Below are 22,690 nucleotides of genomic sequence, written 5' to 3' on the forward strand. Positions count from 1 at the left end.
GTTGGTCAATTTGCTTGACCAATAGGAATTTCTATAGAATCATTGCAGCGGTAGAACTGCTCCTTCACTGTGAATTCGATTCTTTCTTTGTTTTCGGCTCTGACAGAAAGCAGGTTATCTGTAATGGATAAAGTTATAGGCTGACCTTTCCACTTAATAGTAAATTTCATACTATGCCATTGTTTCGGAAGCCTTGGGTTGATTGTAAGTTTTCCATCAACAAGCCTTATTCCAGCAAAGCCAAAAACAATTGTTTTCCAAATACCTCCGATTGATGCCGCATGAACGCCATCATCAGATGTATTCATCATTGGGCCTAAATCAATCTCATTTAATTTTTGGAACAATGAATAGGCCAGGTCGGATTCTCCAATATCATTAGCCAAAATGGCATGTGTAGCCAAACTTAAGCTGGAATCATGCAAGGTTCTAGGTTCGTAGTAGTGAAAATTGGCTCGTTTCACTTCTTTTGAGAAGCGTGTATGCTCAAATGTTTGTTCCAGTAAGTAAAGCAAGATTAAAACGTCTGCCTGTTTTGAAACTTGTATTTCGTTTATTTGGTCCGCATTATAATCTCGATAAATACTTCTAATTTTTGTCTGATTTTTGTATTTCCCCAGATCAATTTCCTTCAGCTGAAGGTAAGTATTGTCTTGCGGTATTACCAAATCTTCTTCTCGCGGAGCTGGGAGATAAAGTTTTTCAGCTCTTGACTGCCAGAGTTGATAGGATTCATGGATGCCTAATTTTTTATCCAGCTCTTCTAAAAGCTTTGGATCTTCTACCCATAATTTTTCGTAGTATTTAATCGCCAGCTTCATATTGAAGAAAGCCATATAATTGGTAAATGCATTATCATCCACATGTTCCTTATATTCATCAGGACCGATGACATTATTTATGTGATAGTGCCCAGTCCCTTCGTTCCACTCAACCCGTGTTGCCCAGAATCTGGCTGTATCCAGGATCATTTCATACCCATATTGCCTCATAAATTCCTGGTCACCAGTTACGTTGTAGTACTGATAAACCGCAAAAGCTATATCAGATGTAATGTGCTGCTCAATAAATCCGGACAATATTTTCATTTGTTCTCCGGTAACAACGTCAACGTCACCCCAGATTGGCGTAACCTCGCCATCTGTCGGCCAAGCAGCTTCCCAAGGATACATAGCACCTTCATAACCATTGTCTTTTGCTTTTTGGCGCGCGCCTGCTAATCCATGATATCGGTAAGTTAATAGTGATTTTGCCACTTCAGGATTCGAATAAATGAAGAATGGAAGAATGAAAATTTCTGTATCCCAGAATGAGTGTCCTTTATAGCCTTCTCCACTTAACGCTTTTGCACCGATTCCCATCTGGTCGTTGTGTGCAGGTGTCATAATGGTTAAGTGATATAACGAGAAGCGTAATGAGAGCAAATCAAATGGATTGTCACTATGAATGTCAAAATTATATGTGTTCCAAATTTTGTTCTCCCAGGATTCCCTATGAGTTTTAAAAAGGTGATCATATCCTTGTTTAAAACTATTCTGTAAATCTAGTAACGAAATGTTCCGGAGGCGCTGAAGGCTATAATCCTCGTTACTCCATCCTTTATCCCTGCTAGTATGAACCGTCGTTATTTTTTCCATTGATAACGTATCGTTTGGCTGAAGGTCAATTTGATAGGTCAGCCATACTTTGCGGCGTCCCATGTTCATTTCGGGAGTTGTTGCAAATTCATCACCGTTAATCGTAAGCCTGTGACTTGTGTTCATAACAATGTCAATGTCCGATTCATTTGTTGTTTGCACTAGTTGAATATATTTCTTTTCAAAAATCCTTCTTTCACCTTCAAGAAAATGCTGTGAACCGGAGTTTGACATTTGCCCATTTATTCCTGAATCGAAGGATATCTCAACTGGATGTGTCAAACTTTCAATCTCCATTTTCATTCCGACTAAATGCAAGTTATCCAATGAAACAAATCGTCTAAAATGGAAATTCAATTCTTTTCCATGAGGAGATGTCCAATTAAAAGATCTTGTTAATTCGGCCGTTTTTAAATTTAATTGTTTGACGTAGTCCTTAATTTTACCGAGTTCTAAACTGAATCTGTCTCCATCAATCCGGATATCAATTCTTGTAAAGTCCGCCAGGTTCGGCAATTCTGTTACTTCATTTTTTTTAGCTTTATTGAAAGTCCCGGCCACAAACAAATTTCTTGTTTCTTTTATGTATGGTTCTTCCTCAGCTGACCGTAAGCCCATGTAACCATTTCCCAGGCACATGATTGCTTCGCTTTTACCTAGAAAATTTGGAGAAAAGTCCACATCTGCGATTATCCAATTCTTGTATTCTCCAGTTCCTAGTGAATAGTCCATCATCTAAAATTCCTCTTTCCGAAAACGTTTTAGTAATGTGTTAAAAAAATATGATTTGTTGCGCGCAGAATTATTTGAGATGCTCGAAAACGTTTTAGTTTTGCAGCAAAAAAATTTAAAAGTTATTTCTCTATAATTCTCGAAAACGTTTTAGTTCTATAAAGCGTTTACATATTTAACTTAATACTTACAGAATAAAAAGTCAACTTTCTTGTTCCTTATATCTCTTTCCAAAGTTAATATAAACCAATATAAAAAGGATACCTTTACGAAGGCATCCTTTTTACTTTTGTTAAATAACTATTTATCCTATTACCACTTCTTCTTTCCTACTGAATTCTTCACTTTCCAAATTCACTTTTTCAGGTTTAACAACGAATATACTTATTAAAGTCGCAAACGTGAACAATGCCATAATGACATATAACACCATGTCATAGGATTGTGTCTTTTCCAGGACAAATGCACTTAGCTGATTCCCTGTCAGCCCTGCCCATGCCCATGCAGATAAGGCTAATCCATGCACTGTTGAAATACTATTTAAACCAAAGCGGTCAGATAATAGTGGCGGTAGGGAGGAAAATCCGCCGCCGTAACCTGCATTAACGATACAAAGCATAGCGATAATCAAGATGGCGATAGAATTATTAATACCATCAAACACAACGGTGAGTAGAATGGCTGTAATTGATGAAAAGAAAATCATCTTGTAGATGGAGTTACGGTCTTTTAAACGGTCACCCCATGAAGAGAAAGCGATCCGTCCACCTGCATTGAATACAGCTGTTAATGAACTGACTAAACCAATTGCCCCAAATCCAATGAATGCTAAAATGCCTTTTTCTTGTGAAATTAAAGCCAATCCACATGTAATATTAATATAGAACATGAACCAAATACCGATAAACGTTTTATTTGTTAACACTTTTCTATAACTAAAGCTCATGTTTTGTACACTTTCTTCCTCATAACCAGCTGGTTTTTTCAAAAATAAATGCCCCACAACCATCATTACTAAATATATACCTGCTAATATATAAAACATTGTATATATATTTGAGGCATTTACTAAATTTCCTTCACTGGTTCTTTCTCCGAGCAGCTCCTCCATTAAAGGACTCGCAATTACCTTCGCTAAGCCAAAGCCTGCAACAGCGAGGCCTGTCGCTAAGCCCTTTTGCTCCTTAAACCAAAGCATTAATGTTTTCACTGGTGTTAAATAACCGATCCCCAGCCCAATGCCCATAACAATTCCATAAGAAAAATAAATACCGATCAATGACTTTTGATAAATAAAGAAACCTGTTCCTGCCATCCCGGCTACAAAAAATATCGCCGCAAGCAGGGACGACTTATGTATATCCTTTTCGACAAATTTACCACCGAATGCTGCAGACATACCAAGAACAAAAATGGCTATACTAAATGCCCATTCCACTTCCCCTACTGGTTTCCCAATGTAAGAGGCAATATCACCCTTAAACAATGACCAGCAGTAAACTGTCCCAATACTGCAGTGAATCAATAAAGCTGGCAGTACAGCACGAATCCACTTATTTTCAAACTTGTCCATCTACTTACTCCCTCCAGTATTATTAACCCAAAACACGAACATTTAATCGATAATTGAAAAATAGGTTCGAATATAATTCAATAAAATTATAGTTTTTATTAAATTACAGGTTAAATTTTTGTTATTTACGAACGATTATATCTTATCTCCGCACATAAATAAACAGTTATTGTTATATTTAAATAATTAAAATCTCGCCGCTCCCTTTAAAACTTAATATATTAACATCAATTTTCTTTTCTACAGCAATAAAAAAACAGCCTAATCATACTAATTAGACTGTTTCCATCAACATGATAAATAGATCTTTGGCTTACCACCAATCTTACCTCCGCTTTTGTTATACTTTAATAATGTTAGAAAAAAGAAGACAAAGACTGTGATTTCTATTAAAAGTTTATACATATGCAAATAATGGGGGAAAGCTCTGTGCGCCAGCTAATTTTTTTGTTCATAATTTACACCTCGTTTATAAGTTTAGGACTGCCTGATTCTCTTTTAGGAGTGGCATGGCCGAAGATGGTGGGAGAATTTCATGTTGCACACAGTGCGGCTGGGATTATTTCAATGACCATTGCTATTTGTACAGTTATTGCTAGCTTGCAGACTGTACGATTTACAAAAAAATTGGGGACAGGCATACTCGTTTTAGGCAGTGTATTGCTTACTGCAAGTGGCTTGATCGGGTTTGCATTTACACAAAATTTCTTTTTATTGATTGTTGCGGCGCTTCCTTTAGGTTTAGGAGCTGGTGCCATTGATACCTCTTTAAATGACTACGTGTCTGTCAACCTCAAGGCACACCATATGAATTGGCTGCATGCTTTTTGGGGAGTCGGAGCAACGCTTGGACCCATTATAATGGGGATTGTTTTAAATAATGATGTTTCGTGGAGAAACGGTTATTTGATAATTGGCGGCATTCAATTGATACTAGCTATGATTCTGTTTCTTTCTCTCCCCCTTTGGAGGCAAAGCGAACAAAAAGTATCCACTGAAACTGAAGAAGCCGCAGCCTCTTTTGTGGAAGTATTGAAACAACGAGGAGTGGTCTTTTCACTTTTATCCTTTGTGTTTTATGTTGGATTAGAAGGAATCATTTTTTTGTGGGGGAGTAGCTACTTAATTGAAGTAAAATCCTTATCCGTAGCAACCGCAAGTTTTATCATATCGATGTTTTTTGCAAGTTTAACGATTGGAAGGATTGTATCTGGATTTATTACATTTTGGCTTTCGAATCAAAAGCTGCTGCTGTATAGCGAAATTACCCTTCTTTTGGGGATTCTTACAGTTGCTTTTGGAAAAGGCAGCGTTATGTATGTCGGATTTACACTTGTGGGCCTCGGATGCGCTGCAATTTTTCCAACGATGATTCACGAAACCCCAAGAAGGTTTGGAGAGCGGAATTCGAGAGCAATAATTGGGCTTCAAGTGGCTTTCGGTTATGTTGGAATAACCGTCTTACCTCCGTTAGCAGGAGTACTGTTTCAAGGTTTCAGCATGAATCTATTTCCACCATTTTTAGTCATTTTCGCCCTCATCCTGCTTGGAGCAACCATTGTAATTGAAAAGCTGAAAATGCAAAGAGTTATGAGTAGCTAAAACAGGCCATTATGTACAGTACTATGAAAAGCTCAGACTAAGGTTTGAGCTTTTTTATGTGCCTGTTTTAGCTGCTGCTAATTGGATGATTCCGCTGCTATTACCTTTGCGAAAAACACTTCTTATGGGTATTTTTCACTTCAAACCTGAGCCCAATTAATTTAAATCTGTGAGGACTAATACCACAATTACCAGCATCATATTTTTCTTATAAATATAAACTTCCCCTTTTCAATTCGTTCCTTATCTATATATTTATTGTTTTATTTATTTTTTTCATTAGAAATTGCGTCCAATTTAGCCTCTATCCGATTTAATTGCTCTCTGTTTCTTTTTACAGAGCGGAATACGGAAAATATCAACAATATAAAGATAATTGCAAACATAAAGGTTATCAGTTGAAATAACATATCGCCAACATTTACGTTCATTTTCATTACCCCTTTTAATTATATAGTTCCATATATTGTCATTATACTGTATTGGGTGTCAAAACGAATATAGACTTCTTAACTTTAATCCTACTTTTCACATAATAACCAACTGGGCCGTTTTGCTTAATAGGATTACACAAATAGATACCTATTCCGTGCTTTGCATTAAGAGCTTTCTTCGCAGACTTTTGCGTTTTTCTTTCAAAAAAAGAAGAAGAAACTGTGATCACAAATTTAGATATATACCATATTGGGGATTGTTGATAAAATATTTACAGAGAGGGGGATCACCTAAGTAATGAAGAATAAAAGGAAGAGTTATTACATTGGGACGTCCGCTGCCATTGTTATTACAGCCTTATTTTTACTATGGTATTTTAAGCTCCCTTTATCTGCTGAAAGTGTATTAAATGGAATGGACAGTGTGGAAAAAATTAATTACGGTGAGTATATAGATGAGAAGTGGGATAACATCTACAATTATGATATTGAAGATACAACAGAAATAAACAAACTATTGGATGCACTCTCCAAAAGTGAATATACCAGGGTCTCACATAAAAATATAAGAAATGAAGGCAGATATTTATCATTTCGAATCATTTATGATGGGTTGCAACACTATAGAGTGGGTGTCAATGAACCGGGCTATTTAGTTATTGAAGATGCTGCAACCTATAAATTCACCAATAATCAAACCGAAATTTTCAACGAGCTTTATACTTTACTGGTCCTTGGGAAGGAACCGCTATATGAAAACGATAAAACTCGATAAAAAATTAGGCTAAAAAAGCGTGTTGGAACTATTAACTCCAGCACGCTATTATTTATCTATTTTCACCAACATGTATTGGCTGTCCTTTTCTTTAATTAGTATTCCTACAATAATATTCCCAATTTTAACATATTTTTGTATACTTATATAAAGGAGGGTGTAATAACATGGCAATAATGCGATTTGGTATCCTTACCGTTATGACAAATGCCTTTCGGCTGGGAATCGGTTTCCTTTTATCAGGAAAGTACGCATTTCTCCACTAAAAGTAGTCGGTTGTTAATTACAACGCTACAGAGAAACATGCTCCTTAACCACCCTGTATGATTGCTAAATAAGGAGTATACTCACCTTTCTGGTCAACTCATCCATTAAACACCCCACATATGCAGAATCATAAACGGAGTTTCACCTCAGAACCTTTCTACACTGTAAATTCACACACGTGCATAAAAAGCTACTCTCCTTTTCAATTAGGCTCTTTTACGGAAAATTTAGTTTCACTATTAGAATTATGGAGGTGTACGTATATGATGTGGCTATTACTTTTATCACCGCTTATTATTTTAATTCCTGTCGTTATATATTTGGACAAAAAGAAAGGTGCAGGCGACCCTAAATTAGATACAGATAACTATCGTATTGAGCAAGACTTAGCAAAAACTGAAACATATTTTACGACTCCCGGCGGAGATGGTCCTGGAAGCGGACAATCATAATTGAATATAATAAGGACGCTTGGTTTCCCAAGCGTTTTTTGCTTTTCTTTTTCCCCTCAAACATTGATTTAAGAATAAAAAATTAGTCCAATTCTTCACTGGATCTTCAGGTTTTGCAGCTATCTTCCCAAATTTGTATTGGAAAAACATTTGCTTATTGGTCCTTCGTCCAAGCCACCTTGTCCCACGAACGTATACTATCGTACATTGGTGTAAGGAGTGAATGGATTGAAAAAAGAAAGAACGACTCAATATGGTGGCAGTTACCCACAAATGGGCAGCCACTCTCAGAAGGGCGCGTATCCGCAAATGGGGGGCTACTCTCAACCAGGCGGCTATCCACAAATGGGTAGCTACTCTCAACCGGGCGGCTATCCTCATATGGGGGGCTACTCTCAGCCAGGCGGGTATCCTCATATGGGGGGCTACTCTCAGCCAGGCGGCTATCCTCATATGGGGGGCTACTCTCAGCCGGGCGGGTATCCTCATATGGGTGGCTACTCTCAGCCGGGCGGATATCAGCATATGGGGGGCTACTCTCAGCCGGGCGGATATCAGCATATGGGGGGCTACTCTCAGCCGGGCAGCTATCCTTATTCTGGAGGACGCAATAACAAAAAGTAATGTTAACATTTCAAATCACTACTTCTCGTACAGAGAGGTAGTGATTTTTTAACATAAATAATCAAGAACCTATTTGTCTGTTAGGGCTTACGAGGACTTTTTATTAAAAGAGTTAGTTCTATGGGCTAGGATATAACGGCCTATTATGAAGTCACTGAAAAAGCTCGGGGATTTTTTGAACTGCACCCCGTCAAGTAGACAGTGGAAATAATAAAAACTTTTTTAAGCGGCTTTAGCCCTGTATTCCATAGGGCTAAGGCCGTTTAATCGTTTTTGGTAACGGTCATGATTATAGAAATGAATATAATCATTTATAGCTTTAGAAAGTTCTTCAAACGTCGCGTATTTATGTAAATAATACTTCTCACATTTCAATGTGCCCCAGAAAGATTCCATAGGTCCATTATCGATACATCGTCCTGCCCGTGACATACTTTGGGTCATTTTAGCGTTATCGATTCTTCGTTTAAAACCATGTGATGTGTACTGATAGCCACGATCACTATGAATGAGTGGGTGTTCATCGTCTAGGAGTTTTGTAGCCTGGTCAAGCGTATTAAACACCAGTTTATTGTTATTGGAATGTCCAAGAATATAACTAACAATCGAGCCGTCATATAGATCACGAATAGCACTTAAATAAGCCTTTTTGGTTGAGCCATATTTAAATTCCGTGACATCCGTAACCCATTTTTCGTTAGGTTTAGTAGCCGTGAAATCCCTATTCAAAACATTTTCCGCAACATGTTGGGGGATAGAACGTTTATATTGTTTCCTCTTGATCCGAATGACAGAGCGTAAATGAGCCACTTTCATTAGTCGATATATCCTCTTATGATTAAGCGGCACATTGAACTTTCGGTTCATGTGGAGAGTCATTTGACGATAACCAAAGGTACTATCAACTTTTATATGCAGGTCCTTCATATCTTCTATAATTTGTTCATTCAATTGATCCTGGGCAGTCGGTCTTCGTTTGAGCCACTTATAGTAGGCAGCTCGTGATATACCAGCTATTTCACAAAGCAAGAGAACGCTGAGTTCTTCTTTCTCATGAAGTTCTTGGATTGCGACATACCTATCTTCATATCGGATTCGACTTACTTTCGCATCCTTTCGATTTCCTCTAACTTTTTTAAGAATAAATTCTCCGCACGCAACCTTTCATTTTCTCTTTCTAAATTTTTCAAGTGGAGTTGGATTTTTTCTTCTGGAGTTAATTCTGCTTCTTCTTTGTTCCGTCCACGCTTATCTTTGAGTGCTTCATCTCCGCCATCTTCATACTTCTTAACCCACTGATATACTTGTTGATAAGAAACTTCATGAGTCTCAGCTGTACTTTGATAATCTTTTCCGTTGCCCAAGCATTCAAGCACAATTTGTACTCGTTCATTCCAAGTAGTTTTTCTCCCTTTAGTCATAGAGTCCGTTCTTCCCTTCAACGTATCCTTTAATTCTCTATGACTATTATACTTCTTAATCCACCGGCGAAGGACAGAAGTACTGGAGAGTTCATACTTCCTGGCAATATCCCGCATGGAGGATTTCCCGCTAAGATAGTCCTTTACGGCAGCAAGCTTCAGCTCCTTGGAATAATTCTTCCAGGTTGAGGACTCTTTTAATCCTTCCACCCCGTACTTTTCATATTTATAGATCCAATCATAAATAGAAACGTTATCTACCTTATACATAAGTTCTAGTTCGGAAAGGGTATGACTCCCGTCTTCCAAAGCTTTTATTATTTTTATTTTATCCTCTAAGGAATGTGCTCTTTTTGACATAAAAAATACTCCCCTTTAGGTAAACAGATTTTTTATATTTAATCTGTCTACCTAAAGGGGAGCATATCATTTTATTCTCCGAGCTTTTGGTATAACTTAGTTTAATATAATGATCCGTTAGTTGATTAACATTGTTCTACATATGACCGCCATGACCTATACCAATTCCAAAGTATTTTTCATCAAAAATCACAAAGAGATAGTGTATGTGTCCTGGCTATTATTTTTGTACCGTTGTAAAAAAATAGATACAATCTAATTTTTATAGTGTTGCTCAACAAAGAAGATGAATGGACTTTTATGTATCTGGTGTAGACTGTTGTCATTACTGTGGTGCCTATAAGTAGTTCCAATTAGTACCCATCATGGAACGATGCCAATTATGTACACTCCTTACTCATTCTCCATAAAATTCTGCTTCTCCAGGTAATTCAGCACTGTCTGAGAGAATTCCATATGGGATTCTTTCGTATACTTGGCGATTGTATAGATTTGCGCCAGGTTTTTTAATCCCAATCGCTCGGTCATTTCCTTTAGCCTCGGGTTGGCCATATAGCGGTCCCACCCCTTTTCGTTTCGGTCTCTATAGATTTCGAGGATATCTTCATCTGAGTAATCACGGTACTGGTCGTAGTGAACCAGTCCATGACTTGGCAGCCGATCACGTGGTGACGGGTTTTCGGCTGGATATCCTAATGAATATCCCACAACTGGCACGACGTTGGGCGGCAGATTCAGCAGGTCGCCGATTTGATCACAGTTTGCTAGCGTTGAGCCCATGTAACAGATGCCAAGCCCTGCATTTTCCGCTGCCAAAGCACAGTTTTGCGCTGCCAGCGTTGCATCAATCGCACCTATCATAAAGCTCATGAAGTTATCAAAATGGACAGGAGCATCATTGAGCTCAAGCCATTTTCGCATCCGATTGAAATCGGCACAAAATGTTACAAGCACAGGTGCATCGACAACCATCGACTGTTCCATATGTGCGGTGTATAATTTTTTCCTAAGTTCTGTGTCTCTTGTGACAATGATTGAATATGTCTGCATATTGCCGCTTGATGAGGCGCGAATGCCCGCATCCAGTATTTGATCCAGCAGCTCCTGGCTAACTTCCCTGTCCTCATATTCACGGATTGATCTATGTCCGTGAATAATATCATTGAATTCCAACTCCATCACTCCTTATAAAAAAACTATATCATTTGATGAGAATATTCTGAAATAATTTTATACAACTTAGGAAAGGTTTTTAATCGTGATAAAGGAAAACTAGAAGATATTCTACATTTCGTTGACATGAAACCATTTGGTTTTGTATACTGAAAAAGCGAAACTAAAAGGTGTTATTTTTAAATGAAAGCAGGGATTTTATATGGAAAACAGATTGCAGGATATTAAACAAACCGTTGTCTTTAATGCACCGATTCAAAAAGTCTGGAATCATGTGTCAACTGCAGAGGGCATCTCGGAATGGTTTATGCCCAATGATTTTAAGCCAGAAGTGGGATATGAATTTACCATACAGTCACCGTTTGGGCCGTCACCATGTAAGGTTACCGAATATGAACCACCCCATCGCCTTTCGTTTGATTGGGATACCGACGGATGGTTTTTAACCTTTGAATTAAAGGAACTCGGCGATCAGACCGAATTCACCTTAATCCACGGTGGTTGGAAGCAGGCAGATGAAATCATTGGTAAGGCTGGCGAAAAATCCTCCGTTATTCGCGACAGAATGTCTCACGGTTGGACTGGCATTGTAGAAAATCTACGCGGTATTGTGGAGAAGTAAGGTGTCATCCTCTGCTCAAAAGCATGATGTTTTTCAGGCCATAGCCGATCCAACACGTAGAGAGGTTCTACGATTGCTGGCGGAAAAGGAACGTCCCATTTCCGAAATCACCTCCCACTTTCCAATAAGCAGAACTGCGATTGCTAAACACCTGCAGGTTCTTTCAGAGGCAGAGTTAGTCAGCGGACGGAAAGTCGGCCGGGAGAAGATTTACCAGCTTCGCCCGGAGCCTTTGACGGAACTGAAGCAATGGCTGTCCTTTTACGAGAAGTTTTGGGGAAATAGGCTTTCTGTTCTTAAGCATATTGTGGAAAATGGTGAACAAGGGATAAAGGCGGTTGATAAAGCAGATTCGACCGGCAATGACTAGTTGTCGGTTTTTTCTATTTTAAGCTTACAGGTGCCCGCTACTAGCTAGAGTAAGCGGATTTTATTTAACAACTTTAGTCTGAAGCCATATGTATTGCCAAAGAATGCCCCTGCCCAGGGGTTTTTTATTTTTTCAGTAAAAGCATTATCTGGACTTTAATACATCTTTACCTAGTCCTCATTTACTTGCGCCCTTCCCAATTTTTCAGTTTCACATACTCTGTTATTAAGTGCATTGAAGGAGGGATAGATATGTCTGGTGATGGAGTAGGTTATGGTGGAGGCTTTGCTTTAGTCGTTGTCCTGTTTATCTTATTGATCATTATAGGATCTTCATATGTTGGCGGCAGGTATTAAGAGTAAATAATTTTCTTTGAATGGAGGTTTTTCTATGGGCTTTTCCGGCGGATATGGCGGCTACGGCGGTGGTTATGGCGGCGGTTTCGCTTTAATCGTTGTCTTGTTCATTCTTTTAATCATTATCGGCGCAGTTTGCTTTAATGGTTATTAATCGGAAATATTAAAATGAACATTATAATAACGGGTTCTATTTTGGACAGTTCGAGGCTAAAAACGTGATAATATTTCAATTTTAATCTATACAAATAGGCAGTACCGGAAACAGCTCGGAGATTTTTAAACTCCGAGCTTTCAGTTTAAAGGGATATTATACATAAGAAGCCGTTAGTTGATTAACAGAAGTCTCGTGAACCTCACCCACCAAATGCCCCGCATTGCATTAATAAAAAGACTTAATAGAATCAATGAATGAATTTTTATTTTATTCACCATTTCCCATATCCCCTTCTCTACTATTCTGCCATATTAAATTTAATTCTTTAGCAACTATCTTTAAGAAAAGTAAATAAGAAAAGACAGCCCTCTTTTATAGGAGCTGTCGCTAACTATTATTTAACCGCCAGTGCGCGTTTTCCCATTGCATTGTAAATCTTGATAAACTTAGATTTTTCCATTTTTATATTCTTTTTTACAGCTTCACTGTCGTTAAAGTATACATACTTTCCATCTACACCTGTAACAACGATGCAGTGGAGCGGAGTTGGGGCTGATATTGTTTTTCCGGCAGGAGTCTTCCAGGTGCGCTTATTCGGCATTTCATGGTTAATTGTAAACCAGACAAGTACCGGTGCCCCGTTTTTGACGTGGGCTTCAACCTGAGAAAAATCCTTGCCGTGAAGGTTCACTCCTCCCGGACGGTACTGATCGAGGAGTTTCTTCAGTGGACCTGGGTTAATCGTATGCCCGTTGCCATATGGAGTGCCGACATATCCTACATCCGGATCCCCCCATGTCTTGATCGAGCCGTTTGAGTTCCTTGTAAGAGGCGTCTTATCATACGGCATTTTATCTGCCAAGGTTGTTTTGCTTACGTTTACACCATGATAATTGAGCGCCATCGCCAGGGCTGTTACCTCACAGCCAGCCGGCAGCACAGGGCGCTGGGCGATCAGTGGAACATTGAGAATAGTGGCTGTTCCGGCTGCAACGTACTGGCCGGCAACATAGGCGGTCCTTCCGTTATATGTAATTCGGTACCAGCCGTTGCTCTCCTTCTTGACCACGTTCACTGTCGCTCCATTCTTTAGCAGGCCGATTCTCGCGTATTTTGTGCTCGGACCGGTCCTTACGTTTAAAGCTGTAGCTATGACCCTATATGTACTTTTTACTCCGTTAACTGAAACATACTGTCCTGAAACATAGGCAGTTTTGCCATTGTAGTTAATTTTGTACCATCCATTACTTTCCTTCTTGACTACATTCACTGCCGCGCCATTCTTTAGAAGGCCGATTCTCGCATATTTTGTGCTCGGCCCAGTCCTAACGTTTAAAGCTGTAGCTGTGACCCGATATGTACTTTTCACTGAGGTGCCGTTGACTGCTACATACTGCCCTGCAACATAGCCAGTTTTGCCATTGTAATTAATTTTGTACCAGCCGTTGCTTACTTTCTCAATGACGTTAATGCTGCTGCCCCTCGGCAATCCGCCAATCCTGGCATATTGGGTACCAGGGCCTGACCTGACGTTTAAGCTTGACGCATTAACTGTATAGGCTGGAGCCGCTGCTTCTGCAACAGGTGGACTGCTAAATGGAACACCTGTTGAAGCGAAAGAACTGGCAAAGATAGCCGACGCAATAACCCCTTTAGATACAATCCCCAAAACCGGTCTCTTTTTCATCTCATTCCTTCTCTTATTAGCCATATTCCTCTCCCTCCCGGCAAGATTTTTGTAAGTATTTATCGAATCTTGCAACTACTATCAAAATAGGAAACTAGCTCGCTAAAGTCTAACCAAATCCATTGAAATAGTGAGAAATGAATAATAAGACATGGATTTCCCATAAGAATCGGGACTTTCGTGTTGGACTCACACTAGCTGTTTCGGAGTGCAAAATGGTGCAATTTGGAAATATAAAAACCTCCATTTGATCGCAAAAAAAGCCCGCCTGTTGAACAGCAATAAAAATGAGTGGTTACCATCTTCATTCGGTTTATGAAGGCGGGAACAACCTGTAAAGAGTGCGCGTACCGTCCTTCATTTGGCTAATGAAGGTGGGAACAGTCGCTAAAAAGAGTACTTACCGTCCTTCATCCGGTCAATGAAGACGGGAACAACCTGTAAAAAGTACGCGTACCGTCCTTCATTTGGCTTATGAAGGTGGGAACAGTCGCTAAAAAGAGTACTTACCGTCCTTCATCCGGTCAATGAAGACGGGAACAACCTGTAAAAAGTACGCGTACCGTCCTTCATTTGGCTTATGAAGGTGGGAACAGTCGCTAAAAAGAGTACTTACCGTCCTTCATCCGGTCAATGAAGACGGGAACAACCTGTAAAAAGTACGCGTACCGTCCTTCATTTGGCTTATGAAGGTGGGAACAGTCGCTAAAAAGAGTACTTACCGTCCTTCATCCGGTCAATGAAGACGGGAACAACCTGTAAAAAGTACGCGTACCGTCCTTCATTTGGCTTATGAAGGTGGTCGAATCAGGAAAAGAGGTGAATCCATATTTCCGGTTATGAGGTACAACAAAGCCACAGCTCGGCCCCCTGTATCCTGCATCCCCCTCAAGAAGTGGGCCGCCCCGTTCAGAAGAATTGTATTTCCTGGAGAATAGAAAAATCTATTTACATGTCGACTTAAAGTCAAAAAGGCTGCCTGAAGTAAACTTCAGGCAGCCGGAATAGAATAATTGTGTGTAAAATCTGTTCGGAACTCACAGATTTCAAACGGGAACTACCCATAGTTGGCTAGTTAACGTTTATTTCCTCGATTCCTTTTAAAAATGACTTGATGATGAAGGTTAGGCTTAGGTCTGTTTCCAGGGCCAATCCGAATCCGCCCTTTTGTTCGAGTGAAGAAAAACCGTGAAGGATGCTTCGGAGTCCCCTGACAGCATGGATTGCACTTTCTCCCTCCAAGCCATATGCTTTAAGAACTCGTTTAGTAAGGTCAACTATCTTATTCCCAACCTCATGAAATTCTTCGTTAATTACGGTTCGCGTAGAAATCGTGGCCTCATATAAACCTGGATGCCTGCGGACAAAATCAACATACGCTTTTGCCAATTTCATTACGGCTTCTTCCCCGGCAAGGCCGACAGCTTCCTTTACAAGGGAGTTATATAGCTGTTGGATTCCGTACACTGCTAAATTTTCATGCAGCCCTGATAACCCTTCAAAATGATTGTATAAAGATGGCGGGCGGATATTCAGTTCTTTGGAAAGGTTAGCAAGGGTAACCTCATTCAGCCCCGATTTATCTGCTATTTTTGCGGCTGTTTCTAAAATGGTTTTTAGCTCCAGCGCTTGTTTCGGTCTGGGTGACATACACTCTCTCCTACATACTATTTTCGAATCTCCGAATAACTTCTTCCATTGGCTCCACAGGATTTTTTATCATTTCGCCATGGCCAGTAGCTAGTAGTGACGGTTTTAGTATGGCTAATTTTCTTGCGCTTTTTAAAGCCGTTGCCTTGCTCCAGGTTCCGATTGCCGGAAAAGGAAAGAGCAATCTTTTGTCGCCAGCTACCGCCAGTCCGGCCCTTGTTTGGAATGCATCGCCAGCAATTAGTGCATTGCTGCGGGTGTCTAAAAAAGACATTGAGCCCGGTGTGTGTCCCGGTGACTCTACGGCGAGCAGCGAGCCCACCCTGTCCCCTTCTTTCAATTGTACATCAGCTCTCGTTCTAAGCTTTTTGGGAATACCGCCTTTGATTGGGGTTTGCTCTTCATGCACTTCAAGTGACCGGTCCCCTTCCATAATCCTTGAGTCTCGCTCGGATACATAAACCAATGCATCGGGAAACGCAGCTTTAATACTATCCAGTGCTCCTACATGATCCTCATGAGCATGAGTAAGAACGATACTCGTAATCGGCTTACCAATTGAATTTACAGCTTGTATAATTCCCTTTGCGGAAAATGGCATTGCGGCATCAATCAGTGTCAGCCCTGTCTTTTCTTCTACAAGATAGCAATTGACCGGAAAAACTCTTGGCATTGTCGTTAATTGATACAAATTGCCCTCATGAATTATTCTCACTTCCGCACCCCCATAAACTAATATGATTAGTTTTATTTTAACTAATGTTATTAGTTTTATCAACCAGAAATAATAAAAATTCAGCCCATTTAACATGGTAACCGAGTGGCACTAAGCGTATTTTAGTTTCATCATCACTTCATGGAACTTAATAATCTTTTAGTCAGCTCTATTGGATTATTCCGCCTTTCCCAGACTCTTAATGTATTAGCCTTAGGGTAGCGGCGGGCGAAGGAAAATGTCTAAATGCTCATAACAGCGTTGAAATGGCTCATATAAGGCACATATAAGGCTCATATGCACAGTAAATCAGCTTATTAATTTTAAGTTGGATCGTCTCCACTTCAGAACATTTCCAAAAAATGTCTAAATGCTCATAACAGTGTTGAAATGGCTCATATAAGGCTCATATCCACAGTAAATTGGCTCATAAAGTTTAAGTTGGAAGGTTTCTGTTTCGGAATCCTTTCAGTGGATGGTGATGTGTACTTGGAGCGTTAATGCCGGCGAAGGCCGGCTTTTTCCAGAAAGAATTGTTAGGTGTAAATCCCCAATTTTGTTAGTTTTCATTTTTATGATTAAGATTGAATTCCACATTAATTATGAACAACAACTTTTTTACATAAAGTCAGACATTGAGGACATAATTAACATTATCAATTTTATGACTAAAGGGTTGTTGAGCTGCTGTGGATAATATTAATGAGGTTTTGGGTCATTTACGGAATAACTACCTTCTAATTAGTATTGCAGCCGGTTTATTTTTTCTGGCCAAAGCAATAACGGGCTACATCACGTATCTGCATTTTGAAAGAAGATTTAAAAGGATTGAAAAGAAACTTGATAAGATACTTCAAAAATAAGGGATGGAGTTTCGTGCACCTACTATCCATCCGTAGCCAGAAGAAAGTCCCTTTTATTAAACAATCTCCTCATCCTTTGTTTTTGAGACCGCCTGGATCCGGTCTTTTACATCCAGTTTATGATCTTTTATATTCTTCATTGGCTTCCTCCTACCGGAAGAGTGCAAAGTACCACGACCCCTTCCTTATTATAATTCTGGATTACCAGCGAAGAGGCTTATCCGTTTCTGGAGGGAGTCGAACCGAAACCCTACAAATCAATTAAGGAGGTCATTTAACTTCCCCTTTAAGATGGGGAAGTTTTTTTATAATGCTGCCATTAGATGGAAATCTCTGTTTTTACTCGTACACTAAAAAAATTCAATGGAGGCGGATATAGTAATCACTTCAAAAACATCTTTTAGTTTTAATTTTCTTTTTACATTAACATTATACAAACTGGTTGAATATCCTAGGATTGAATGAGAGGAGGAATATATTACATGCAAATGAATCCTTACCAAGCCCAAGGTGGATACCAGCAAGACCAAATGATGCAGTTATGCAGAAATTATATGAACTATCATGTTGTGGGACAGATGGCTGACGGTTCACAAGTTGAGGGTATCCTCGATGACATGGATCAGGAAGGCGTGACCATGCTAGTTCCCGAAGATGTTGATGCAGGACAACAAGCTAGACAATTTGGAGGGTTTTACAACAATTACGGTGATGACTATGACGGCGGCCGCAGGAGAAGATATCGCCGATACCGGAGACGCCGTTTCCCATACCCATATATTACAGTATTGTACCCTTACCCATATTTCTACCCTCCATACCAACCTTATCCTTATGGGTATGGCTACGGATATTAGAGAGTTTGGCTCCTTGCCATGAAAACATTAAACAGTATTTCTGATTAAAAAAAACAATGCTGTCTACTTCAAGGCAGCATTGTTTTTTTTTTACATACATTCGACCAATAATGATACTCGTCTCGTATGAAACGCGAATGTAAAAACATCGAAGGGTTTCCCCTTCGATTTTTTACAATTGCTGCTGTTGCTTGCCAAGTTTTAAGTTTTTATCGGTGCTGCTTTGGAAAAACTTTTGATACACATAAATAGCGACCATCAGCACAAATCCGATAATGGATGTTGTTAACTCCGGTATAACGAGCATGATACCCGCCGCGACAAGGACCATCCGCAGGAGAATGTTTAATGGTTTGACCCAATAGCCGATCATTCCCGCTCCGACTCCTATCATCCCAATCGTTGAGCTTATCATAATTCCAATTGCTCCCGTCCACTCGGTGTCGATGAGCAGCATTTGCGGCTGGAATACGAAGATATACGGGATGATAAAGGCGGCAATAGCCAGACGGGTTGATTCGAATCCAGTCTTTAGCGGGTCACTCTTGCCAATTCCCGAGGCGGCAAAAGCAGCCAATGCGACTGGCGGTGTAATGTCAGCCAATATGCCGAAATAAAATACAAACATGTGCGCAGCCAATAGCGGGAATCCAAGCTCGACCAGCACAGGTGCGGCTATCATTGACGTAATAACATAGTTCGCCGTCGTCGGGACGCCCATTCCAAGAATCAGGCTCGCCACCATCGTCATTACCAATGTGATGAACAAGTTTCCTCCAGCAAGGTCAATCAGTCCGTTGGCAAACTTCAAGCCGATTCCAGTTAAAACAATTACTCCGACAATCATTCCCGCAGCCGCACAGGCAATCGCTACGCCAAGCGCGGCCCGAGCACCCGTTTCAAGAGCTTCGAACAAGCCTTTAATCGTCAGCCTTTTTTCACCCGGCTGGATGAACCCGGTGACAACAGCAATGAACAGGGCATACAGCGCCGCACGCATTGGGCTCATTCCAGTACTCAAGAAATAGATAATGGCGACGATTGGTACAAGTAAATATAATCTTGAAAGAACATATTTGCCCGAAGGCAGTTCTTCCTTTGTCAAACCTCTCAGGCCAAGCCTTTTTGCTTCATAGTGAGTCATAATCCAAATACCGACAAAGTAAAGGATTGCGGGTATCGCAGCTGCCTTTACGATTGTCCAATAAGGTATTCCCGTAAATTCCGCCATTAGGAAGGCGGCCGCTCCCATTACCGGGGGCATGATTTGTCCTCCGGTAGATGAAGCCGCTTCAACGCCTCCCGCAAACTCCTTACGGTAGCCAAGCTTCTTCATCAGCGGGATTGTAAAGGCACCCGATGTAACGACATTCGCAACCGAACTTCCACTTATTGTTCCTTGAAGCGCACTGGAAAAAATCGTTACTTTTGCCGGTCCTCCGCTCGCCCTTCCGGCAACGACAAGTGCAAGATCATTAAAATAATCCCCTACACCTGTTTTATCAAGAATCGCCCCAAAGAGTACGAACAAGAAGATGAACGTAGCCGATACTGCCAGCGGTGTTCCTAAGATTCCCTCAGTTGTGAAGTACATATGGGAAAACATCCGTTCAAAGGAAAGTCCGCCATGCCTTAAAAACGATGGGAAGTATTGCCCGAACAATGCGTACACAAGGAATACTGATACAATGATCGTAATCGGCAAGCCGACAACTCTCCGGCATCCTTCAAGAACCAGGACAATGGCCAGTGCTCCTACGGTAAGATCAAGTGGGCTATGCATTCCAATCCTACTAACGATATCATCAAAGAACAGGAGCCAATACAGGCCGACAAATGCCCCTATTGCCGCCAAGACTATATCATAAATCGGAATTTTCGCTTCACCGATTTTCTTTTTCGTATAAGGAAATAAAAGAAATATTAAACACAGAACAAACGCAAGATGGATCGACCGCTGGAGCTGTGAGCCAAGCCCGCCAATATATGCAGTGTAAATATGGAAAATGGAAAACGAAATTGCCAGCAGCACGACAAGTTTGTGCGCTAGTCCTTTTAACCTTCTCGTCCCTGCTTCCGGATCGTATTCCGCCAGCAGGTCCTGGAGGTCTTTTTCTGTGAGAGTATTTTGATCCTGTAACCCTTTATTCAAATTGCAACAACCTCCTAAAAAATGACTGTACTCGGCTTTCGTCTGTAACAGAGAAGCGCACTGATGTACCAGGTTCACTCAGAGATTTCAAGGGAATTTCTTCTTCCTCGATAATCAACGTATGATTCGCAATGACCTGTCCGATAAACAAATCCATGAACGGAATTTCGCGATTGATATTCTCAATGGTGACCTTTCCGTCTTCCGTCTTCATTTTCTGTCCTTCTTCAATATCAAAGGGCAAACCGGCCCCAAAAGATTCATAGATTGTAGAATCAATCACCAGATTACCATCGCCAATCCGGAGGACTTCGTCAACTTCGGTTCTTTCCACTGAGTGGGTAAACCTGATCGTAAACAAATCGCCCTGCTCGACAGGCTTGCTCCACAAAATTTCATTTGTTTTATTTGATGTGATGGTCAACTCCGGGGTTTGGTTCGCTTGCAGCGACCAAAATAAGAGCGTTAAACCTGCGAGGATTGCAGCGTACTTCTTCATAAAATGATGCAAGGGAGCCTGAATAGCTCCCTTGCATGTGCCCCCTTACTGCTTGATGCCCTTCTCGTCAAAGTACTTCTTTGCACCCGGGTGCAGAGGAATGGTCAGTCCTTCAAGAGCTGCTTCAGCCTTGACTTCCTTTCCTTTTGCATGCTTTGCACTTAATTTATCAAGATTTTCATAGATTGCTTTTGTAAGGTCATAAACAAAGTCTTCGCTTAAATCGCTGCTGACTGTCAAAGCGGCGAGTACAGCAACGGTTTTTGCATCTTGGTCCTGGCCTTCGTATGATCCCGCCGGTACAACTTCATCGATGAAGAATGGATAGTCCGATTTCAGCTTGGAGATGATGTCATCGCCAAGGCTTACAACACGGACTTTCTTTGACACGGCAATATCGGACACCGAAGAGTTTGGAACTCCGGAAGTTACAAACATTGCATCAATCAAGCCATCTTTAAAGCTGTCGGCTGAATCAGCATATGATTTCAGTTCTTCATCAATATCGTCATAGTCGAGGCCAGCAGCTGCAAGAATCTGCTTGCTGTTTGCTTCGTTTCCGCTTCCTGGTGCCCCAACGGATACTTTCTTCCCTTTCAGGTCTTCAATTGTTTGAATATCGCTGTCCGCAGCAACAACGAGCTGGATGATTTCCGGGTAAAGAGTCGAGATTGCGCTGATTCCTTTCAGCTTGTCTTTAAAAACCTCTTTGCCATTCACCGCATAATCGGCAATATCATTTTGAGTGAATGATACCTGCACATCTCCTTTGGAAAGCAGCTGCATGTTTTCAACAGACGCTCCAGTTACCTGTGCGGTTGCAGTAATGTCCATTTCACCTTCCAAAATCTCAGCTATTCCGCCACCCAGCGGATAATAAACCCCGCCTGTTCCCCCTGTTGCAATTGTGATAGCTTTTGGATCGGAATCCCCTCCGGAAGAACCTGAAGAAGAGCATCCGGCAACAATTAGAAAAAATACTGACATTAACGCAACTAATCCTTTTTTCATCTTTTATCCCCCTTGTGATTTTTCTAAATATTCCATCATTAATAGTTTAACCACGGTAGTAGTTGGGTGTCAAACCAGATGTTAGGAGAAGGTAAGAAAAATATATTTTAACCAGTATTGGACCAATAAAAAGAGACCGAGAATTTTTCCCGGTCTCCTGAGATAGATACTATTTTCATCCTTTAAAATCTATTGGCAAATATGATGCTAATTCGTTAAATCACATTTAAAAAACTAAATCCATAGACAGAGCCCACTACAAAAACAATCGTCCAAACAGCTAAACTAAGAGTCATCCAGCCCACCACCCGAGTTTTAGAAGAACCCAATGTAAGAGCCAAGACGGCAGCTATATCAGTTCCAACAAGAATTGGGGCAAGCAAAGCTAAACCCGGAATGCCATACTTTTCCCAAATTTTCCTTGAACGAGTTTCTTTCTTTGTTGGTCCGGTAATACCCTTTTTCTCTCTCCTCTTTGCTCTCCAGCGGCTAAACTGCTTAAAAAACAAGCCAAGCAAAAATATTAAGATGAAATTGCCTACAAAGGCTGTTATACCCACCCCAATTGGCGACATTCCCCAAAGTATCCCTAGAGGAACGATTAGCGAAACATCCATCCAGGGAGCTAGAGCAAGTAAAAATAATACAAGATACTGCCAAATAACATTAACTTCTGCAACCCACTCCAACATATAATCATC

General features: G+C 40.5%; 20 protein-coding genes. 9 read left to right on the top strand and 11 right to left on the bottom strand.

Features of this window, described 5'->3' with window-relative positions; translation table 11 throughout:
• Positions 1-5: 5 nt before the first annotated feature.
• The gene (locus tag AM500_RS19310; RefSeq protein ID WP_053600690.1) at positions 6-2,372 is read right to left on the bottom strand and encodes a glycoside hydrolase family 65 protein; all 2,367 of its coding nucleotides are present in this window, start codon (positions 2,370-2,372) and stop codon (positions 6-8) included.
• A 301-nt stretch (positions 2,373-2,673) separates the two neighbouring features.
• On the bottom strand, positions 2,674-3,942 hold the full coding sequence (locus AM500_RS19315) for an OFA family MFS transporter (RefSeq protein ID WP_053600691.1): 1,269 nt from the start codon (positions 3,940-3,942) through the stop codon (positions 2,674-2,676).
• A gap of 429 nt (positions 3,943-4,371) precedes the next feature.
• Between AM500_RS19315 and AM500_RS19320 the strand changes: the two genes are divergently transcribed.
• From AM500_RS19320 to AM500_RS19335, 4 genes are all read left to right on the top strand, one after another.
• Positions 4,372-5,544 carry an MFS transporter gene (locus AM500_RS19320; protein WP_231688044.1) on the top strand — a complete coding sequence of 391 codons (1,173 nt, stop codon included), beginning with the start codon at positions 4,372-4,374 and terminating at the stop codon, positions 5,542-5,544.
• Positions 5,545-6,276: 732 nt separating this feature from the next.
• A complete protein-coding gene (locus AM500_RS19325; RefSeq protein ID WP_053600692.1) occupies positions 6,277-6,753 on the top strand; it encodes a hypothetical protein in 477 nt (158 codons plus the stop codon).
• A gap of 530 nt (positions 6,754-7,283) precedes the next feature.
• Entirely contained in the window at positions 7,284-7,472 is a 189-nt protein-coding gene (locus AM500_RS19330; protein ID WP_053600693.1) for a hypothetical protein, read from the top strand.
• A 228-nt stretch (positions 7,473-7,700) separates the two neighbouring features.
• The gene (locus AM500_RS19335; protein ID WP_156319854.1) at positions 7,701-8,096 is read left to right on the top strand and encodes a hypothetical protein; all 396 of its coding nucleotides are present in this window, start codon (positions 7,701-7,703) and stop codon (positions 8,094-8,096) included.
• 222 nt (positions 8,097-8,318) lie between these two features.
• Here AM500_RS19335 and AM500_RS25155 read toward each other — a convergent pair.
• Positions 8,319-9,877 (bottom strand): IS3 family transposase gene (locus AM500_RS25155; protein WP_156319855.1). Its coding sequence is split into 2 segments (ribosomal slippage): positions 8,319-9,235 and positions 9,235-9,877, totalling 1,560 coding nucleotides; the frame shifts between segments, so codons are not numbered across the junction.
• A 393-nt stretch (positions 9,878-10,270) separates the two neighbouring features.
• Positions 10,271-11,050, bottom strand: a complete 780-nt coding sequence (locus AM500_RS19350; RefSeq protein ID WP_053600696.1) for a nitroreductase family protein — start codon at positions 11,048-11,050, stop codon at positions 10,271-10,273.
• Positions 11,051-11,252: 202 nt separating this feature from the next.
• Here AM500_RS19350 and AM500_RS19355 point away from each other — a divergent pair, with 202 nt between their 5' ends.
• The 4 genes from AM500_RS19355 to AM500_RS25165 all read left to right on the top strand — a co-directional run bounded on the left by AM500_RS19355 (position 11,253) and on the right by AM500_RS25165 (position 12,552).
• Positions 11,253-11,672, top strand: a complete 420-nt coding sequence (locus AM500_RS19355; protein WP_053600697.1) for an SRPBCC family protein — start codon at positions 11,253-11,255, stop codon at positions 11,670-11,672.
• Position 11,673: 1 nt separating this feature from the next.
• Positions 11,674-12,042, top strand: coding sequence for an ArsR/SmtB family transcription factor (locus tag AM500_RS19360; RefSeq protein WP_053600698.1), 369 nt, complete (start codon positions 11,674-11,676; stop codon positions 12,040-12,042).
• 251 nt (positions 12,043-12,293) lie between these two features.
• Positions 12,294-12,398: a YjcZ family sporulation protein gene (locus AM500_RS25160; RefSeq protein ID WP_082347304.1), complete on the top strand. Its 105-nt coding sequence runs from the start codon at positions 12,294-12,296 to the stop codon at positions 12,396-12,398.
• Positions 12,399-12,432: 34 nt separating this feature from the next.
• Complete coding sequence (locus tag AM500_RS25165) at positions 12,433-12,552, top strand: YjcZ family sporulation protein (protein ID WP_082347305.1); 120 nt, start codon at positions 12,433-12,435, stop codon at positions 12,550-12,552.
• A gap of 397 nt (positions 12,553-12,949) precedes the next feature.
• Here the strand turns inward: AM500_RS25165 and AM500_RS25170 are convergent, their stop codons facing one another.
• From AM500_RS25170 to AM500_RS19375, 3 genes are all read right to left on the bottom strand, one after another.
• A complete protein-coding gene (locus tag AM500_RS25170; RefSeq protein ID WP_231688045.1) occupies positions 12,950-14,266 on the bottom strand; it encodes an SH3 domain-containing protein in 1,317 nt (438 codons plus the stop codon).
• A 1,047-nt stretch (positions 14,267-15,313) separates the two neighbouring features.
• A complete protein-coding gene (locus tag AM500_RS19370; RefSeq protein WP_053600699.1) occupies positions 15,314-15,892 on the bottom strand; it encodes a TetR/AcrR family transcriptional regulator in 579 nt (192 codons plus the stop codon).
• Positions 15,893-15,902: 10 nt separating this feature from the next.
• Positions 15,903-16,607, bottom strand: coding sequence for an MBL fold metallo-hydrolase (locus AM500_RS19375; RefSeq protein ID WP_053600700.1), 705 nt, complete (start codon positions 16,605-16,607; stop codon positions 15,903-15,905).
• A 1,345-nt stretch (positions 16,608-17,952) separates the two neighbouring features.
• Between AM500_RS19375 and AM500_RS19380 the strand changes: the two genes are divergently transcribed.
• The gene (locus AM500_RS19380; RefSeq protein WP_053600701.1) at positions 17,953-18,327 is read left to right on the top strand and encodes a hypothetical protein; all 375 of its coding nucleotides are present in this window, start codon (positions 17,953-17,955) and stop codon (positions 18,325-18,327) included.
• A 172-nt stretch (positions 18,328-18,499) separates the two neighbouring features.
• On the opposite strand, the gene AM500_RS19385 is transcribed toward AM500_RS19380, so the two are convergent.
• From AM500_RS19385 to AM500_RS19400, 4 genes are all read right to left on the bottom strand, one after another.
• Positions 18,500-20,479, bottom strand: coding sequence for a TRAP transporter permease (locus AM500_RS19385; protein WP_053600702.1), 1,980 nt, complete (start codon positions 20,477-20,479; stop codon positions 18,500-18,502).
• Complete coding sequence (locus tag AM500_RS19390; protein WP_156319856.1) at positions 20,472-20,978, bottom strand: DUF1850 domain-containing protein; 507 nt, start codon at positions 20,976-20,978, stop codon at positions 20,472-20,474. The genes AM500_RS19385 and AM500_RS19390 overlap by 8 nt, the downstream gene beginning before the upstream one ends.
• 45 nt (positions 20,979-21,023) lie before the next feature.
• Positions 21,024-21,989 carry a TAXI family TRAP transporter solute-binding subunit gene (locus AM500_RS19395; RefSeq protein ID WP_053600704.1) on the bottom strand — a complete coding sequence of 322 codons (966 nt, stop codon included), beginning with the start codon at positions 21,987-21,989 and terminating at the stop codon, positions 21,024-21,026.
• A gap of 215 nt (positions 21,990-22,204) precedes the next feature.
• A complete protein-coding gene (locus tag AM500_RS19400) occupies positions 22,205-22,681 on the bottom strand; it encodes a small multi-drug export protein (RefSeq protein WP_053600705.1) in 477 nt (158 codons plus the stop codon).
• Between the last annotated feature and the right edge of the window lie 9 nt (positions 22,682-22,690).

The sequence above is a fragment of the Bacillus sp. FJAT-18017 genome, from assembly GCF_001278805.1.
In the GTDB taxonomy this organism is placed as follows: Bacteria; Bacillota; Bacilli; order Bacillales; family Cytobacillaceae; genus Bacillus_D.